Here is an 18,223-nt window from a genome sequence, read left to right on the forward strand (position 1 = left end):
GAGGATGACCAAGCAGATCACCGCCGCCGTTCTGGGGCAAAGCGGCAACAATCCCGCGCCTTATGCGGAAAACCAACCGCTGGCCGTCACCACGCTGGATCTGGCCGATCCCTTGCCGGGCGAAGTGCTGGTGCGGATCGACGCGGCGGGGATCTGCCATTCCGACCTCTCGGTTATCAATGGTGACCGCCCGCGCCCGATGCCGATGGCGCTGGGCCATGAGGCGGCAGGCACCGTGCTGGCGCTGGGCGATCCGGACGAACGCGGTCTGGCGGTGGGCGATCAGGTGGTGCTGGTGTTCCTGCCCGCCTGTGGCCAATGCACGGCCTGCGCCTCGGGTGAAGGCTATCTGTGCCCCAATGGCGCGGCGGCCAATGGCCGCGGCGAATTGATGCGCGGCGGATCGCGCCTGTCGTGCAAGGGCGAGCATGTCCATCACCATCTGGGCGTGTCCGGCTTTGCCACCCATGCCGTGGTGGACCGCCGCAGTCTGGTGAAAATCGACCGCGATATCCCTGCCGAAACCGCCGCGCTGTTCGGTTGCGCAGTGCTAACCGGTGTGGGCGCGGTGATGAACACCGCCGCTGTGCGCGCAGGGGAAAGCGTGCTGGTCTATGGGCTGGGCGGCGTGGGTCTGGCCGCTGTGCTGGGCGCTTTGGCCGCTGGCGCGCAGCCGGTCTATGCCGTGGACCCCAGCCCCGAAAAGCGCGCTCTGGCGCTGGAGCTAGGCGCGGCGGGCGCTTTTGCGCCTGGCGAGGAAGCGCCTGCCATGGGCGCGGATGTGGTGGTGGAAACGGTGGGCAAGGCTGTTGTGCTGGCCACGGCCTATCGCGCCGCGCGGCGCGGCGGGCGCATTGTAACGGTCGGCCTGCCCAACCCTTCCGAGTCGCTGGAGATCAACGCGCTCAGCCTTGTGGCCGATGCCAAGACGCTGATGGGCTCTTACATGGGCTCCTCGATCCCTGCGCGGGACATTCCGCGCTACCTCGCTTTGTGGCGCGCTGGTCGCCTGCCGGTGGAACGTTTGCTCACCTCGGTCAGCCCTTTAAGACAAATCAATGAATTGATGGATAAATTGGCCAGCGGACAGGCTATCCGGCAGGTGATCGTGCCTGCCTGATCATGACCGCTACGTGAAATGGCGTATCCGCCTGTCGGATAAACTGGCGCGCTTTTCGGAAAAATGACAATCTCCTGACACTCTCTCCCCACAGAGAGTTTCAGGGAGAAAACGTCATGGAAAAGGGTGTTCCCATTCGGTCGATCACGCGCTCAATCGCGGCGCTGAAGGCCATCAACCGCCACGGCTCGCTTTCGATGATGGAAATCGCGAAAGCGAGTCAGGTGCCCTATCCTACCGCCTGCCGTATCGTGCAGACGTTACTGTATGAAGGCCTGATCGAGCAGGAGCCTTCGCGCAAACGCTACCGCGCCACCGCGCTGGTGCAGACGCTGGCCACCGGCTTTCAGCATGATGACGAATTGGTGCGTCTGGCTCGCCCGCATATTGTGGGCCTGACCAAGCGCGTGGGCTGGCCGGTATCGGTGGCTATCCGCGTGGGCCGCGACATGATGCTGCGCGATTCGACCCATGCCAACTCCTCGCTCACCTTCGAACATTACTACCCCGGCTTCACCCTGCCGATCCTCGATTCGGCCTCGGGCAAGGTCTCCATGGCCTATGCCGATGATGACGAGCGCGAGATGATCCTGCGCTTCATGCGCGTTTCTCAGGACATCGATCTCAACTATCTGGCCACCGCCGAAGTGGGGCTGGATGTGGAGCGCATCCGCGCCGATGGCTATGCCGTGCAGGGTCGCAACCACTATAACCTGACGCCCGGCAAGACCTCTTCGATTGCCGTGCCGATCTTCCGCAATGGCAAGTTTGAAGCGGCGATGACGCTGGCCTTCTTTGTGGCGGCGATGAAGCTGTCGACCGCGCTGGAACGCTATCTGGACGATATGAAGGCGACCGCTGCGGCGATCAGCCATGACCTGTCCAACGGCGGCCCGCAAGGTAGCGCCTAAAGCAAAAGGGGCGGACCTATTATGGCCCGCCCCACGGTGTCTCTGCCGGTGATGGCGCTTTACAAACGCACCGTCACCGCCTTGGTTTCCAGATAGGCGTCCAGGCCTTCCTGCCCGAATTCGCGGCCCCAGCCCGATTGGCCATAGCCGCCGAACGGAATGTTGGTGCCCACGCCCCCGTGGCAATTGATCGACACATGGCCCGAACGGATGCGCTTCACCAAGCGATGCGCGGTGGACAAATCGCGCGTCCACACGCTGCCTGACAGGCCAAAGGGCGTGTCATTGGCCATGGCGGCAATCGCATCCAGATCATCGCCGCCAAACTTCTGCACCGCCATCACCGGGCCGAAGATTTCCTCGCGCACGATGGCCATATCAGGGCGACAATCGGTGAAGATGGTGGGCTGGATAAAGTTACCCGCCCGATCCAGCTTTTGCCCGCCGCAAACCAGCGTCGCGCCTTCTTCCTGCCCCTTGGCAATATAGCCCATCACCTTGGCGCTATGCGTGGTGGAGATCATCGGGCCTTGCTGGCTGGCGGGGTCAAGCCCATGGCCCAGCTTCATATGCCCTGCAAACGCGGCCAGCCCTTCCACCAGCGCATCATGGATCGCCTCATGCGCAAAGATGCGCGTGCCGGCCATGCAATTCTGCCCCTGAAGGAAGAAGGTGGCCAGCGCCACACCGGGCACAGCCAAAGCCAGATCGGCGTCCGGCATCACCACCACCGGCGATTTGCCGCCCAGCTCAAGGCTGACTTTCTTCAGATTGCCCAGCGCGGCCTGCACGATCTTCTTGCCGGTCACGGTGGAGCCGGTGAAGCTGATCTTGTCCACATGCGGGTGCGAGGCCAGAGCCGCGCCCGCATCATGGCCAAAGCCGTTGATGATATTGACCACGCCCGCAGGGAAACCGGCGTCCAGAATCATCTGCCCCAGCGCCAGCACCGACAGCGGGGTTTCCTCCGAAGGCTTCATCACCACGGTGCAACCCGCCGCCAGCGCGGGCGCCAGCTTCAGAATGGCAGTGGAGAGCGGCACGTTCCAAGGCACGATCAGCCCCGCCACGCCCACCGGCTCGCGCAGAGTATAGGTCAGCGCTTCGGTTTCGGCCGAGATATGGCGCGGAGGGGCAGTGGTGGTGCCCTCGATCCGCATCACCGCGCCCGCGTAATAGTCCACCATCTCCACGCAATTGGCGGTGGTCAGCCCTGCGATAAAGCCGGGCATGCCATTGTCGATAATGTCCAGCTCGGTCAGCAGTTGCGCATTGCTCTCCATGATCCGCGCAAGGCGGAACAGGATGGCGGTGCGGTCGGCCACGGTCATGCGGCCCCATGCGCCTTCAAACGCGCGGCGCGCGGCGGCCACGGCCAGATCCACTTCTGCGGCGCCACCCGTGGCAAAGCGCGCCAGTTCCAGCCCCGTCGCCGGATCGCTGGTGCCATGCTCGCCGCTGCCATCAACCCATTGGTTGTCGATCAGCAGGCGATGCTTCTGCGCCAGAAAAGCCGCCGTTTGCGGCGCAATGGCATGGCCATCGAAAGGCAGCACGCTCATACTTCCACCGTCCGCGGGTCATAGGTGAACAGGCCGAGCGATTCCTCGTCCTTCATCTCGCCAAGGCCGAACAGATTGGTGTCCTGCCCCTGCATGCGATCGGCATTGGCGTTGGATTCCTGCTGGATGAAGGTCGCGCGTTCATGACGGGCCTTCTGGTAACGTTCCAGACCTTCTGCCAGACTGTTGCTGGCCGCCAGAGCGCGGGCCAGCACGACAGCGTCTTCAATCCCGCAGGCCGCGCCATGGCCAAGGAAAGGCGTCATCGCATGGGCCGCATCGCCCAGCAGCGTGACATTGCCGTCCAGCACCCAATTGTCCAAAGGCTTGCGCGCATTGATCGCCCACTTGAACAAGGGCTGTTTGATGGCGGCGGCCAGCAGGCGCTTGGCATCATCGCACCAGTGGCCATAGATGGCATCCAGTTCCGCCGGATCGGCAGGCGTGGTCCAGCCTTCCTGATTCCAGCCTTCCTGCCGCGCAAAGAAGACGAAATTCATAACCTTGCTGCCGCGCACATTATAACGGTTCATCATCGCGCCCGGGCCGATGATGATGCCGGGATAATCGGACAGGTCCTGAATTTCCGGCGTTACCGGCACCAGACAGCGCCATGCGACATGGCCGGTGAAATGGGGCGCGGCATTTTCAAAACGCTGGCGGATGATGGATTTGACGCCATCGGCCCCGACCAACAGATCGGCGGAAAACTGGCGTCCATCGGCGCAGGTGACGGTCGTCCCCTCGCTGGAAACAACAGCCGCCCCCGCGACCAGTTCCACGCCAGCCTTGCGCGCGGCCCCCAGCATCACATCATGCAGGTCTGCACGATGGACCGTGATATAGGGCGCGCCATATTTTGCGCGCTGGGTGGAACGGTCAAAGCCGACGATGGTGCGGCCGTCTTCCCAGTGCTGGATACGCTGGCGGGTCGGTTCGACGCCCACGGCGGCGGCTTCCTCGCAAATGCCGATGAAGTCCAAGCCCTTCATCGCATTCGGAGTCAGGGTCAGCCCTGCGCCAATCTCGCCAAATTGCGGCGCGGATTCCAGCAGCGTCACCTTGAAACCCTGCTGGGCCAGAGCGGCGGAAGCAGTCATGCCCGCAATGCCGCCGCCCACGATCAGGATGGTTTCAGAACGGCTCATGCCTTGGCCCCTTCACCCAACTGGCCGGGGATATGCGACTCATGATTGGCCAGATACCATTCCGCGATTTCCTCGCGCGTGGCCCACCACACATTGGGCAGGCTCTTGGCATGTTCGATAAATTCACGCAGCGCGCGGATGCGATGGGCGCGGCCCGACACATGCGGGTGCAGGCCGACATTCATGATCCGCCCCGTCTTGGCGCCCTCGGCATAGAGCACGTCCAGCTCCTCGATCAGCGCATCACGGAACTGGTCGGTGGTGAAATTCTTGCGGGTGATGAAGGTGAAATCGTTGATCTCGTTGGAATAGGGCACCGAGACGATCGGACCATTGGGCGTTTTCAGCAAGTAAGGCTGATCATCATTCATGATGTCGCAGTAAAAGCTGCAGCCATATTCGGCCAGAATATCGGCGGTCTGCATCGTGCCGCGCAAGCTGGACGACAGCCAGCCCTTGCTCTTGCGGCCGGTGAATTTTTCAAACTGGTCAAGGCTGCGCAGGATGATGTCGCGCTCCTTTTCCGGTTGATGGGCAAAGCTGGTCAGCAATTCGCCCTGTTCCCAATTATGGGTCAGCAATTCCCAGCCACGCTCCAGCACGGCATCAGTCATCGCCTTGCGGCGTTCAAAGGTCACCGCATTGGTGGTACAACTGGCCTTCACGCCCAGCTCGTCAAACAGGTCGAACATGCGCCAGATGCCCACGCGCTGGCCATATTCACGCCAGGTGAAATTGGGGAAGTCGGGCGTATTGGCGGGCAGCGAGTCGGGCAGGATGGCAGGGCCGCCCGCGTAATAGGGCTTGTCGCTATCCTTGGTCAGATCCCACGTCTCAAGGTTGAAAGTCAGGATCAGGGCCACCTGCGCGCCATTGGGCCACTTCAGGGGCTGGCGGGCGGGAAGAGGGATATAATCATAATCCATGAGACGTCACTCGCTTAGCTGTTCCGGCCCCGCCCGCGACGGAATCGATGCCGGTGTAGAATTGGCCTTTGGGGGTCGGCGATCAATAGAGCCCTTCCCCTTGATCAACGCAGCCGCAATGGGCCGATTTGCGCATCAGGCGGATAGAACTTCCAGCGCCACCCGCTCGGAGGATTCCAGCGCGCCTTCCAATCCGCGCGCACCGGTGGCGGTATGTTCGCCGCAGAAATGCAGGCGGCCAGCAGGCTTGCCCAACTCGCCCATCACACCGGCCACCTGACCGGGGCTGAAATAGGCCCAATCGCCCTGGTTGAAGCGTTCGCCCACCCAGCTGAAATAGGCCGCGCCGCGCAGCTTGCCCTTGGCAGCGGGGCGGATGGCTTCGATCTGGGCGATGATGGCGGCAAGGGCGTTTTCCTTGCCCCCCTGAGACACTAGGGCGTCCCAATAATGGGCCATGGCCCCGCGCGCCTGCACCATGAAACCGGAGATTTCCTCCGGCGTCTTACCGAAACGCTGGGGCGTTACCACACCGGCCACGCCATCAGTCCACATGCCCGCCGACTGCTTATCCTCTTCCCAGAAGGGCGAGGTGGCGGTGAGGAAGGCGATGGACAAAGGCTGATAGGGCATGGTCGCCACGCTGCGCGCCTGAACACCCGACAGGCCGGGCATGATATGCACATGGCGCAAGGTGGAGAAGGGCAGCGAGCACACCACGCGCCCTGCGGTAAAGCGCGAACCATCGGCGCAAGTGACCGTGGCATTGGTGGCGGTGGTTTCAATCGCCACCACTTCCTTGCCCAGCAGGACATCGCCCTTCAATTGCTTGGCCATGGCTTGGGGCAGCAACAGATTGCCGCCCTTAACCGCCAGCGACTTGGGACCGGCGGCGAACTGCGCCTTCACAAAGCCGTCATTATATTCCAGCATCAGCGCCGAAACATCATAGGCATTGCTGCCGTAATAGGGCGAGACATCATTGGCCAGATGGATGGCCTGATCCGACAGGCCCTGCGCCTTCAGCCATTCATACAGCGAGATGTCGAGCGGGGCATTGGCCGCATCCGCCCATTGGGTCCAGTCTTTCAAGCGCGTATGCTTGGCGATCAAGGTGCTGACCACTTCGGCGGGCATCATGCTCTTCATCGCATCGGGGAAGGGATTGGCCGGATGGCGCGCCCATTCCTCGCGGCTCAGCAATTGGCCGTTGATGTAAAGGCCGGGCGCCCCGCCGATACGATAGCGCGCGCCCACTTCCTCCAGCGCCACGCCCGCGCGATTGGCGGCATCAATCCCGCGGCCATAGCCTTCGGCCATCGAGTTGAAGCCCATTTCGGGATAGCCGGGTTGATCCAGCAGCGTCATGATCCGCCCGCCAACGCGGTTGCGCCCTTCCAGCACGGCCACGTTCAGCCCCTGCTGCTCCAGCATCCATGCCGTGTTCAGGCCCGAAATCCCCGCGCCCAGCACGATCACATCCAACCCGCGCGGAGCGGAGGGTTTGCCCGCCGCCTTTTTGGCCGCAGCCTGCGCCAAGGACGGCATCCCCGCCATCAAGCCGGCCATACCAAGGCCAAAAGCAAATCCACGCCGGTCGATCGTCACCAAAATTCTCCCCGCTTAGGCTGGGCCGCCCTGCATCAAGGGCCACAAGTTCTACGAGCGCAAAGCATAAGCCAAGCCCCGTTCCGGCGACCGGACACCCATGCGCCTCACCACCTGTCGGATAGGCTGAGCGGCGTATCGATAAAGCGGGCGCAAGGCCATAGATTGCCCCTCGGTTGCGCAAGGCAAAATGCTATGCCCCATAAGGATAGGCCCGACCTGACAGGCCGCCAAGGGCGCTGCATGGCTTGTGACAAAGTAATTGGTGGAGAAAGAAGAATGTCGAGATTGCTTGCTCTGGCGCTGGCCTCCACTCTGGGCCCGGCCCTATCTTTCGCCGCCCTATCTTTCGCCGCCCCGCTCCATGCGCAGGGCGCGGCCGCTGCTGCCCTGCCCAAACCGGAATATCTGACTGTCGAGCAATTGCGCGCCAAATACCGCGATCCGGCCAGTCGCTTCATGACCATCAAGGGCGTGGAGGTGCATTACAAGGATGAGGGCCCGCGTGGCGCCCCTGTGCTGTTGATGGTGCATGGCTCGGTGTCCACCCTGCGCACTTGGGACGCCACCACCGCGCGCCTCAAAACCCGCTATCGCATCATCCGTTTCGACATCCCCGGCTATGGCCTGTCGGGCCGTATTTCTGACGAGGTGGCCGCCAATGTGCAGCCGCTCGATATTACCGAAGGGCTGGTCGATGCGCTGGGGGTCAAGAAACTGACCTTTGTCGGCGTTTCCAGCGGCGGCACCATGGGCATGTATCTGGCCGCACACCGCCCCGAACTGGTGGAACGCCTGATCCTGTCCAACACGCCTTCCGATCCGGTGAAATATGACCATCTGGTGATGCCGCAAAGCTTTATCGATGCCACCGCGCGGACCAAGGCCAACAATGGCTTTCAGGACATGGATTTCTGGAACAATTACCTGTCCTATTTTGCCGGTGATCCCAAAAGGATCAGCGCCAAGACCCGCGCCGAATATTATGATTTCAACCGCCGCGTGCCGGAAAAATATCCCATCGCGCTGGTGGCCCGCATTGGCGATGGCAAACAGGCCACCATCGAAATGGCCAAGGTGAAGGCCCCCACCCTTTTGCTCTGGGGCAATGCCGATCCGCTGCTGCCCGAAGCGGCGGCCAATGCCATCACCCGCTATCTGGGCAGCGCCACGATCAGCCGCGTGCTGATGAATGATGTGGGCCACTATCCGCCGCTGGAAGTGGGCGACCGCATCGCCCAGTTGATCGCCGCCTATGTCGAGGCGGGCACGCCCAAACTCTGAGAAAGATGATGACCGCTCAAACCCTGTATCAAAAGCTGTGGGCAGCGCATGTCGTGGCGGACCTGCCGGGCGGCGAGGCGCTGCTCTATATCGACCGCCATATCGTGCATGAAGTGTCCAGCCCGCAGGCCTTTGTGTCCATGCGTGAGTCCGGGCGAAAATTGCGCCGCCCCGAAACCCATCTGGGCGTGGCCGACCATGCTGTGCCCACCCGCAGCCCGCGCGCCGATGGTGTGCGCCATGGTACGATCGAGGACGCACAGGCCGCCGCGCAAATCGCCGAACTGGAAGCCAATGTCCGCGATTTTGCCGTGCCCTATGCCGAGTTGGACGGGCCGGAACAGGGCATCGTGCATGTGATCGGGCCGGAAAGCGGCTTTACCCTGCCGGGCACCACCATCGTCTGCGGCGATAGCCATACCACCACCCATGGCGCTTTTGGCGCTCTGGCCTTTGGCATTGGCGCATCCGAACAGGGCACGGTGATGGCCGCGCAAGCCCTGCGTCAAAAACCGGCCAAAACCATGCGTATCGCGCTGGAAGGGCAACGCCACCCGCTGGTGTTCGCCAAGGATATCGCGCTGGCCATCATCGCCCGCATCGGGGCGGATGGCGCGGCGGGCCATGCGGTGGAATTCACCGGCGAGGTGGTGCGCGCCATGAGCATGGCCGAGCGCATGACCCTGTGCAACATGATGATCGAGGCGGGCAGCCGCGTGGGTCTGGTTGCGCCCGATGCAGTGACCTTCGCCTATCTGGAGGGCCGCCGTCTGGCACCCAAGGGCGAAAATTGGACCAAGGCGGTCGCCTATTGGCAGACCTTGGCCAGCGATGAAGGCGCGGCCTATGACCGCGAGTTGGTGATCGATGTGGCGGAAATCGCGCCGCAGGTCAGCTGGGGCACAACGCCCGACCAGACCCTGCCAGTGGATGCGCCCCTGCCCGATCCCGCCGCCCTGCCCGATGGCCCGGCCAAGCGTCAGGCGGAAAAGGCGCTGGCCTATATGGGCCTTGCCGCCGGGCAGACGATGGCCTCTGTGCCGATCACCCATGCCTTCATCGGTTCCTGCACCAATGGCCGGATCGAGGATCTGCGCGCCGCCGCTGGCGTGGCCTATGGCCGTAAAGTGGCCGCGGGGGTGAAAGCCATTGTCGTGCCCGGCTCTGCCGCCACCCGCGCCGCTGCCGAGGCCGAAGGGCTGGACAAGATTTTCCGCGAGGCCGGTTTTGAATGGCGTCTGGCAGGCTGCTCGATGTGCGTGGCCATGAATGACGACCGTCTGGCGGTGGGCGAACGCTGCGCCTCCACCAGCAACCGCAATTTCGAAGGCCGCCAAGGTCCGGGCGGGCGCACCCATTTGATGAGCCCCGCCATGGCCGCCGCCGCCGCCATTTGCGGCCATATTGCCGATGTAAGGAGCCTTGGCGCATGACGCAGCCGCTCACCACCCTGTCGGGCCATGCCATTGCCATGCCCGAAGAGAATATCGACACCGACATCATCTTCCCCGCGCGTTTCCTGCTGATCACCGCCAAGGCGGGACTGGGCCGCTATGCGTTCCATGATCGCCGCTTTGACGCCTCGGGCGCGCCGGTGGAGGGCTATGTCCTCAACCGCGCCCCTTTCCGCCCCGAAGACGAGGCAGCGCCCTTCATCGTGGCGGGCGCCAATTTCGGATCGGGGTCCAGTCGCGAACAGGCTGTCTGGGCGATTGCGGGGCTGGGCGTGCGCTGCATCATCGCCACCGGCTTTGGCGAGATTTTCCACGCCAATTGCCAGCGCAACGGCATTCTGCCCATCACCCTGCCCGCTGATGTGGTGGCGGGCCTGATGGAAGCGGCTGAAGGGCAGCAGCGTTTCGCACTCGATCTGGACGCGCAGAGCCTGACCGTGGGCAACCAGACTTTCACCTTCGACATTGCGGAAGAACGCAAGCTGAGCCTGATGAATGGCTGGGATGAAACCGGCCTGCTGCTCCATCAATATGCCGATGCGATCACCGCATTTGAAACCCGCCAGCAAGCCATGTGCCCATGGCTCTATGCCAAGGAAGATTGAGCCATGAGCGACGACCTGCTCGAAAATTACAAGCGCGCCTACAACACACGTGTCGGCTTTGGCCAAAAGCCCGCGCTGGTGATGATCGATTTCTGCCGCGGCTATTACGAGCCGGATTGCGACCTTTATTGCGGTCAGCCGGTGTTTGACGCCATCGAGAGCGCCCTGCGCGTGCGCGAAGTGGCGCGTGAGGCGGGCGTGCCGGTGATCCTCACCTGTGTGCAATATCATGCCAGCGGCGTGGATGGCGGGCGCTTCTTTGAAAAGGCCGCTCCCTTGCGCTATTTCGTGAAGGGCCATCCGATGGCCGAATGGGGGCCGGGTCTGGTGCCTTTTGACGATGAATTGGTGATCCCCAAACAATATCCCAGCGCTTTCTTCGGCACTTCCTTGGCCAGCACCTTGACCGCGATGGGCGTGGACAGCGTGTTCCTCACCGGCCTGTCCACCAGCGGATGCGTGCGCGCCTCCTGCGTCGATGCGATGAGCCATGGTTTCAAGACCGCCGTGATTGCCGATGCCTGCGGCGACCGTCATGCCGCTCCGCATGAGGCCAATCTGTTCGACATGAACGCCAAATATGCCGATGTGGTCAGCGAGGCTGAGGCCATCGCATTCCTGCAGACGCTCAAAGCCTGATTCTGTTACGGGGGGAGGACGCGCTACCCTCCCCCCTTCAACCGCCCCGATCCACCCCGAAAAAGCCCCGTCAATCTTGCTGGAAACCATCAATGAAAAGCATTTCATTGATGCATCCGATCTATCTTTTCCGACAGCCGATCAGCGCGCCAGAAAAGACTTGCCACAAGATTAACCAAACCATTCAATCCCCAAAAGCCGCAAATGCCAGCAATCATCACCCATGATTCCTGACAGAGTAGACCTGTATCCATCGAACAGGTGATGTTGAACAAGACGGCCTACTTGGGATGAAGAACGCTTGAACGGGGTGCGATAAAATCAAAAACGGGGAATTTCATGCGCAGATCATCGAGGCAAGCATTCTATTCATTTGGCGCCTGCACCATGGCCCTTGCCATAGCCACGCCCGCCATGGCCCAACAGGCCAGCGACAGCAGCGGCGAACTGGTCGTCACCGCCCGCCGCGTGAACGAAAGGCTCAGCGATGTCCCCGCCTCGGTCACCGTGCTGGGTGAAGCGGCGCTGGCCAAGGCAGGCATATCCAAGGCCGATGATTTCGTGAAACTGACCCCCGGCGTCACCATTGTTTCGGGCACGTCGGAAGCTGGCGACATCCAGATCAACATCCGCGGCGTCAATGGTGCGCGCGATGCCGAAGGTTCGGTGGCTCTGGTGGTCGATGGCATCCTCAAAACCAACACTGCCTCGCTCAACCAGCCCCAAGGCTCGCTGACTCAGGTCGAAGTGCTCAAAGGCCCGCAGGGCGCCATTTATGGCCGCAATGCCACCGCCGGTGCCTTTGTGATCCAGACCCGCAAGCCGACCGACATCCTGTCCGGTGGCGCGCGCCTGTCCTATGCCACGCAAAACACCGCAAAGGGCGATGTCTGGCTGGCCGGCCCCTTGGCCGAGGGCGTGGGCTTTGTGCTGGCGGGCGATTATTCCACCACCGATGGCTTCTATCGCAACGCCTATCTCGGCAATTCCAAGCTGGTCGATTACCAGCATGGCTACAACCTGCATGGCCGCATTGTCGCCGATCTGGGCGCGGGCACCACATTGGACACCAAGGCGCATTTTGGACAGCTCAAAGGTGCCTCGATCGCCTTTAACGCCGCCTTCGCCCTGCCCGCCTTTGCCAGCGCCACCGGCATTTCCACCTTCAACGAAAATGTGAACAGCCACAATTTCCTGTTCACCAACAATATCGTACCGGTGAACCAGCAAAAGACGCTGGAGCTCTCCTCCAAGCTGACCCATGATTTTGATGCAGGCACGCTGACCGCATGGGTGGCCTATAATGACATCCGCAACTGGCTGGTGGCCGATGGCACCTCGGCCGATTTCCAGCTGTTCACCAGCGCGGTCAATCCCGCCGTGTCCAAGGTGACCAGCACCTGCGCCGCCTCGGTCGCCTCGCTGACCGGCTATCCCATGGCCAGCCCGACCTATATCAGCACCACCCCGGCATCCTCGCTGTTCGGCGCCTATAGCCCCACCACCTGCGATGGCAGCCAGTATCAGCGGCGTGAACAGCGTGACATCAGCGGCGAATTGCGCTTTGCCAGCCGCGCGGGCGGCGATCTCAACTGGCAATTGGGCGCCTATTTCATCCATATCGACCGCCGCGCCATTGTGCAGTCGCAGGCCGATATGGGCCAAGGCGCGGCCAAGGCAGTCTATCAGAGCCCAACCAGCACCAGCCCGACCAACCAGCTTTTTGACGACAGTTTCAAAACCAACGCCTATGCCCCCTTTGCCTCGGGTGATTATTCCATCACCAAGGCGCTCAATTTCGGCGTAGCCCTGCGCTATGACGTCGAAGAACGCCATGTGCGCAACAATGTGCCGCTGCTGCTTGATCCCTTCACCGGCCATTGCCTCAATCCGGGGCAAGGCCTGGGCAGCACCTGCACCGCCATCGCGCCCAAATCGCGCACTTTCCAGCAATTCGAGCCCAAGGTCACCCTGCGCTATCGCTTTGGTCCCGAAGCCACTGCCTATGCCAATTGGGGCGTAGGCTTCAAATCGGGCGGCTTCAACAATCAGGGCGCATCGGCCATCATCGCCAGCTATTTCGGCGCCATCGGTTCCGAAGCGCGGATCGAGGATATCTACAAGGCGGAAAAATCCAGCAGCCTTGAAGCGGGCATCAAAGGCCGCCTTGGTCCGGTCGATTATGCGCTGGCCGGATATTACAACAGCGTGCGCAACATGCAGTTCTTCGAATTTTTCGTCGGCTCGTTCGGCCTGCTGCGCGTGGTGGAAAATATCGACAAGGTCGATCTGAAAGGGCTGGAAGGCAATCTGAACGTCAAGCTACGTCAGGGCTGGACCGCCTTTGCCTCGGCCAATGTGATGGATTCCAAGATCAAGGCCAACAGCGTGCGCCCATCAACCGTGGGCAACAAATCGCCCTACACCGCCGATTACACCCTCAATCTGGGCAGCCAGTTTGAAACGCCCATCAATGACAAGGTCGGCCTGTTGCTGCGCGCCGATTACCGCCTGACCGGCCCGACATGGTTCCATGTGGTGCAGGCCCAGACCAACCCCACCATCTTTGGCGCGCCGGGCAATTATACCGGCACCCGCCGCAATGCCTTTGGCGTGGTCGATCTGCGCGCTGGCCTGTCGGGCAAGGCATGGAGCCTGACCGCCTATGGCACCAATGTGTTCGACAAGCGCTATCTGGCCGAAGTCATTCCGGCGGTGGAATTTGGCGGCTCCTTTGTCTCGCCCGGAGCACGCGCGCAATATGGGCTGGAACTGGCGCTGAAGTTCTAACGCCTGCACCTTGAACCTGAAGAGGCGTCGCATACCCGTGCGGCGCCCTTTTTCTTGCCCCCCGCCATTCTGCCGCTTGACAGCGACCCGCGCTCGGCTAGAAATGAAAACGTTTACTAAAGCCGGCACATTCCGGCAGACGGCTGCCCGCCAACCCCGCCCCACAAGGCAGGCCAAACGGGCGGCTTCACGATTTTCGGGACGCACCATGTCGCAAAACGCTTTTGCCATTGATCTCATCACCTTCTTCCACCCTTCCTATTGGGGCGTAGAGGATGAAGCCGCCGTCATCGCATTGGGCCATGCCAGCCCGCGCGCCTTTTGGGACCGGCTGCTTGATGGCGTGGCGCAAAGCGGGGCCAAGGGAATCGAGCTGACCTTCTCCCCCTTTGGCTGGCGCGACACTTTGGCCGCCTATGGTTCGGCAGAAGCTTTCCGCGCGCAACTCGACCAGCGCGGCCTGCAATTGGCCACCGGCTTTTTCGCCGACGTGGCGGTGCAGGGCGACCTGCTCAACCCCGAAAGACAAGCCGCCCATCTGGCCGAGGGCGAGGCCTATGCCGCCTATCTGGCCAGTTTCGGGGGCGAGGTGATGGTGATGGGCCTGCCCATGCGCCAAAGCTGGAACAGCACCCCTGCCCCCATCCTTGGCCTGAACGAAGCATCGGCCATGGCCGATTTCTGCAACCGGCTGGGCGCGGTAACCCTGCGCCATGGCGTCAAACTGGCGCTGCATACCGAGGCGCATTCGGTCTTTTCATTGGCGCGCGACATTGATCTGTTCATGCTGCTCACCGATCCGGTCTTTGTCAATTTCTGCCCCGATAGCGCGCATATCCTGCTGGGCGGCGCCGATCCGGTCGATGTGGTGAGCCGCCATGTCGAACGTGTGGTGGCCACCCATTGGAAAGACGCCACCGGCCCCGCCCCCATCCGCGTGCCCATCGACCATCTGATCCACACCCAGCACCGCCCCTTCTTCTGCGCGCTGGGTCAGGGCAAGGTCGACTGGCCGCGCTGGCGCGCCATGCTGGAACGGGCAGGCTTTGCCGGATGGAACATTGTGGAAATCGACGCCACCGCCAATCCGGTGGGCGAGGTACAGGCCTCGCTGGCCTTTCTGGACGCAGAGATCATTCCCGTTTTAGGCTAACGTCCTTTGGGTCGCACCAAACAGGCAGACAGGAACCGGTCGATGAGTGAGACAATCAGCCTGCGCGAGCGCCTCTGCTATGGGGCAGGCAATTTCGGCGTGAACCTGCTGTTCGGCATCACCAGCGCCTATCTGATGTATTTCTACACCGACGTCTATCGCGTCTCGCCCGCGGTGGTGGCCGAACTGTTCCTGTTGGCACGCGGGGTGGATGCGGTGTTTGACCCCTTGCTGGGTCTGGCCATCGACCGCACCAGCACGCGCTGGGGCAAGCACCGACCCTATCTCCTGTGGTTTGCTCTGCCTTTCGCGCTTTGCGGCGTGGCCGTGTTCTGGACCCCGCCCTTGGGCGAGGCAGGCAAGCTGGCCTATATCTATGCCACCTATACTGCTGTCGGCCTGCTCTATTCCTGCCTCAGCCTACCGCTCAATTCGATGCTGCCCACGCTGAGCAGCGATGTGAAGGCGCGCAACACCACCAATGCCATCCGCGAATTCATGGGATCGGCGGCGACAGTGGGCGTGGGCTATGCCACGATGCCCATGGTGGGCGCGCTGGGCGGCGGGGATGAAAAGCGCGGTTTTCTGCTCTGCGCGATCCTGCTCTCGGCCATGACCTTGGTGGGCATTGGCGCGGCCTTTCTGGGCACGCGCGAAAGAGTGCAGGTGGAGGGCGATTTGCAGCGCCTGACCACCGCGCAATCGCTGAAAGCCACGCGGGGCAATTGGCCATGGATCGCCACCATGGGGGTCAATCTCTGTTTCTGGATCGGCTTTACCGGCCATGTGCAATCCACGCTTTACTATGCGCGCGATGTGGCGGGCCATGCCGATTGGGTGGCGCCTTTGATGGGCATGATGCTGGTGGTGCTGGCGGGCACGGCGTGTAGCGCCTTGGTCGCCAACCGGATTGGCAAACGCGCCACCGGCATCATCGGCGCAGGCATCGCCGCTGGTGCCACAGCCGCTTTGCCGCTGTCCTCCGGCTTTGGCTGGCTGATGGCGATGAATGCCCTTGGCTATGCGGGGTTGGGCCTGATCGGCGGCCTTCTGTTCGCGCTGATGGCCGATGCGGTGGATTATGGTGCATGGAAAAGCGGCTTTCGCGCGCAGGGCTTTCTGTTTGCCGCCAGCAGCTTTGGCGTGAAACTGGGCATGAGCATTGGCGGCGCGGCGGGCGCATGGGCGCTGGCGCAGGCGCATTATGTGGCGGGCATGGTGGCCGATGATGCCATCATCCGCGCCATCCATTGGAGCCATGCCTATATCCCCGCCCTGTCCTATGTGGCCATGGGCGCCAGCCTGCTGGCCTTCCGCTTTGACGCCGGTTTTGATCATCCCGATAATTGAGGCAGGACCACCCTCGTGACCTATGACTATATCATCGTTGGCGCCGGTTCGGCCGGTTGCGTGCTGGCCGACCGCCTTTCTGCCGATGGCACCAAACAGGTGCTGCTGCTCGAAGCAGGCGGGCGCAATGACTCGCCCCTGATCTCCATGCCGCGCGGCATGGCCAAGATCTGGATGCAGGCGAAATATTACTGGCCCTTCCCTGTCAAACCCCAGCCCAAGCGCCCCGCAGGCGAGACATGGTTCTATGGCAAGGGTCTGGGCGGATCGTCCGCCGTCAATGGCACATGGTATTATCGCGGCCAGCCCAAGGATTACGACAGCTGGGGCCAAGCAGGCTGGAACTGGGCCGAGATCGAGCGTTGCTACAGCGAGCTGGAGGCCTATCAGGGTGCCAATGGCTATGCCGAGCGCGGCAAGGGTGGCAAGCTGGAGGTGATCGCCAGCACGGATGCTTCACCCCTGACGCAAAGCCTGATGCAGGCGGGGCGCGAATTCGGGCTGGATGTGCTGGACGACGTCAACACACCCGCCAAGGCTGGCATTGGCCTGTCGCAAATGACGGTGGACCGGCGCGGCCAGCGCGTGACCGCCTATACCGCCTTCCTGCGCGATGCGGCGCGGCGGCGGAACCTGACCATCCGCACCGATGCCTTGGTGCAACGCGTGGTGATCGAGCATGGCCGTGCCACCGGCGTTGCCGTGATCGAGGGCGGGCAAGAGCGCATCATCAAGGCCCAGGAAGTCATCCTGTCCGCCGGCGTGCTCACCAGCCCCAAACTGCTGCAACTTTCCGGCATTGGCCCTGCCGATCTGCTGGCTCGCCATGGCATCACCCCCTTGGTGGACAATCCCGCTGTCGGCGCGAATATGAGCGAGCATATGATGGTCTCGCTCAGCTGGCGACTGCATGGTATGGCGGGGCATAATCGGGAGTTTCGTGGCTGGCGGCTCTATGCGAATGCCTTGCGCTATTTCCTCACCGGAACCGGCCTGATGGCGCGACTGGTGCCTGATGTTTCGGCCATGGTGCCGGTGATGGCCGAAGGCGATTGGCCCGATGTGCAGATCGGCATCGCCCCCTTCTCCATGCAGACCAGCGCAGAGGACAAGCCAGAGGCTGGTCGCGGCACCACCGAGGATCAGCCGGGCATCACCATGGTCGGTTTCTATCTGCGCCCGCATAGCCGTGGCCGCGTGGAGATCACCGGTCCCGACGCCGCCACCCCGCCGCAGGTCGATGCCGCATGGCTGGACGATCCGCGCGACAAGGAAGCCGCGCTGGCTATGGTCAAAACCATTCGCGCCTTTGCCCGCACGCCCGCATTGGCGCCCTATGTGGGTGAGGAAACCGTGCCCGGGCCTGCGGTGCAGAGCGATGAGGACCTGGCCGAGGCCTTGTGGTGGATGCTGTCCACCGGCCTACATGGCACCGGAACCTGCCGCATGGGCGAGGCCGGACAGAACAGCGTGGTGGACGCGCAATTGCGGGTGCATGGCGTAGAGGGCTTGCGCGTGGTGGATTGCAGCGTGATGCCCACGCCCATTTCGGGCAATACCAATGGCCCCGCCATGGCGGTGGCCTGGCGCGCGGCGGAGATTATCCTTCAAGGGTGATCCCGCCCAACCTACAGGCACAAAAAGGCGCGTGAGGGATCAAACCTCACGCGCCT

14 protein-coding genes are annotated in these 18,223 nt (G+C 62.4%); 10 read left to right on the plus strand and 4 right to left on the minus strand.

The features are described 5' to 3' along the window. The first annotated feature begins 4 nt into the window (after positions 1-4). Both EOE18_RS03025 and EOE18_RS03030 read left to right on the plus strand, forming a co-directional pair. Entirely contained in the window at positions 5-1,120 is a 1,116-nt protein-coding gene (locus EOE18_RS03025; protein ID WP_127706103.1) for a zinc-binding dehydrogenase, read from the plus strand. A gap of 116 nt (positions 1,121-1,236) precedes the next feature. Beyond that, positions 1,237-2,031, plus strand: a complete 795-nt coding sequence (locus EOE18_RS03030; protein ID WP_127706105.1) for an IclR family transcriptional regulator domain-containing protein — start codon at positions 1,237-1,239, stop codon at positions 2,029-2,031. A gap of 59 nt (positions 2,032-2,090) precedes the next feature. On the opposite strand, the gene EOE18_RS03035 is transcribed toward EOE18_RS03030, so the two are convergent. The 4 genes from EOE18_RS03035 to EOE18_RS03050 form a co-directional block, all read right to left on the minus strand. After that, on the minus strand, positions 2,091-3,593 hold the full coding sequence (locus tag EOE18_RS03035) for an aldehyde dehydrogenase family protein (RefSeq protein WP_127706107.1): 1,503 nt from the start codon (positions 3,591-3,593) through the stop codon (positions 2,091-2,093). Beyond that, the gene (locus EOE18_RS03040) at positions 3,590-4,741 is read right to left on the minus strand and encodes an FAD-dependent monooxygenase (protein WP_127706109.1); all 1,152 of its coding nucleotides are present in this window, start codon (positions 4,739-4,741) and stop codon (positions 3,590-3,592) included. The genes EOE18_RS03035 and EOE18_RS03040 overlap by 4 nt, the downstream gene beginning before the upstream one ends. Continuing rightward, entirely contained in the window at positions 4,738-5,667 is a 930-nt protein-coding gene (locus tag EOE18_RS03045; RefSeq protein WP_127706111.1) for a polysaccharide deacetylase family protein, read from the minus strand. Before EOE18_RS03045 ends, EOE18_RS03040 begins: the two co-directional genes overlap by 4 nt. 135 nt (positions 5,668-5,802) lie before the next feature. Beyond that, the gene (locus EOE18_RS03050; RefSeq protein ID WP_246027235.1) at positions 5,803-7,275 is read right to left on the minus strand and encodes a flavin monoamine oxidase family protein; all 1,473 of its coding nucleotides are present in this window, start codon (positions 7,273-7,275) and stop codon (positions 5,803-5,805) included. 279 nt (positions 7,276-7,554) lie between these two features. On the opposite strand from EOE18_RS03050, the gene EOE18_RS03055 reads away from it, so the two are divergent. The 8 genes from EOE18_RS03055 (at position 7,555) to EOE18_RS03090 (ending at position 18,167) form a co-directional block, all read left to right on the plus strand. After that, positions 7,555-8,559 carry an alpha/beta fold hydrolase gene (locus EOE18_RS03055; protein WP_127706113.1) on the plus strand — a complete coding sequence of 335 codons (1,005 nt, stop codon included), beginning with the start codon at positions 7,555-7,557 and terminating at the stop codon, positions 8,557-8,559. Positions 8,560-8,564: 5 nt separating this feature from the next. Further along, positions 8,565-9,992, plus strand: a complete 1,428-nt coding sequence (gene leuC / locus EOE18_RS03060) for a 3-isopropylmalate dehydratase large subunit (RefSeq protein ID WP_220445961.1) — start codon at positions 8,565-8,567, stop codon at positions 9,990-9,992. After that, on the plus strand, positions 9,989-10,618 hold the full coding sequence (gene leuD / locus EOE18_RS03065; protein ID WP_127706115.1) for a 3-isopropylmalate dehydratase small subunit: 630 nt from the start codon (positions 9,989-9,991) through the stop codon (positions 10,616-10,618). The genes leuC and leuD overlap by 4 nt, the downstream gene beginning before the upstream one ends. Positions 10,619-10,621: 3 nt before the next feature. Then, positions 10,622-11,257: an isochorismatase family protein gene (locus tag EOE18_RS03070; protein ID WP_127706116.1), complete on the plus strand. Its 636-nt coding sequence runs from the start codon at positions 10,622-10,624 to the stop codon at positions 11,255-11,257. Positions 11,258-11,644: 387 nt separating this feature from the next. Then, on the plus strand, positions 11,645-14,047 hold the full coding sequence (locus tag EOE18_RS03075; RefSeq protein WP_127706118.1) for a TonB-dependent receptor: 2,403 nt from the start codon (positions 11,645-11,647) through the stop codon (positions 14,045-14,047). A 208-nt stretch (positions 14,048-14,255) separates the two neighbouring features. Then, entirely contained in the window at positions 14,256-15,200 is a 945-nt protein-coding gene (locus tag EOE18_RS03080) for a sugar phosphate isomerase/epimerase family protein (protein WP_127706120.1), read from the plus strand. Positions 15,201-15,242: 42 nt separating this feature from the next. Continuing rightward, the gene (locus tag EOE18_RS03085; protein ID WP_127706122.1) at positions 15,243-16,550 is read left to right on the plus strand and encodes an MFS transporter; all 1,308 of its coding nucleotides are present in this window, start codon (positions 15,243-15,245) and stop codon (positions 16,548-16,550) included. A 15-nt stretch (positions 16,551-16,565) separates the two neighbouring features. Then, the gene (locus EOE18_RS03090; RefSeq protein ID WP_127706124.1) at positions 16,566-18,167 is read left to right on the plus strand and encodes a GMC family oxidoreductase; all 1,602 of its coding nucleotides are present in this window, start codon (positions 16,566-16,568) and stop codon (positions 18,165-18,167) included. Positions 18,168-18,223 lie beyond the last annotated feature (56 nt).

The sequence above is a fragment of the Novosphingobium umbonatum genome (genome assembly GCF_004005905.1).
Lineage (GTDB): Bacteria > Pseudomonadota > Alphaproteobacteria > Sphingomonadales > Sphingomonadaceae > Novosphingobium > Novosphingobium umbonatum.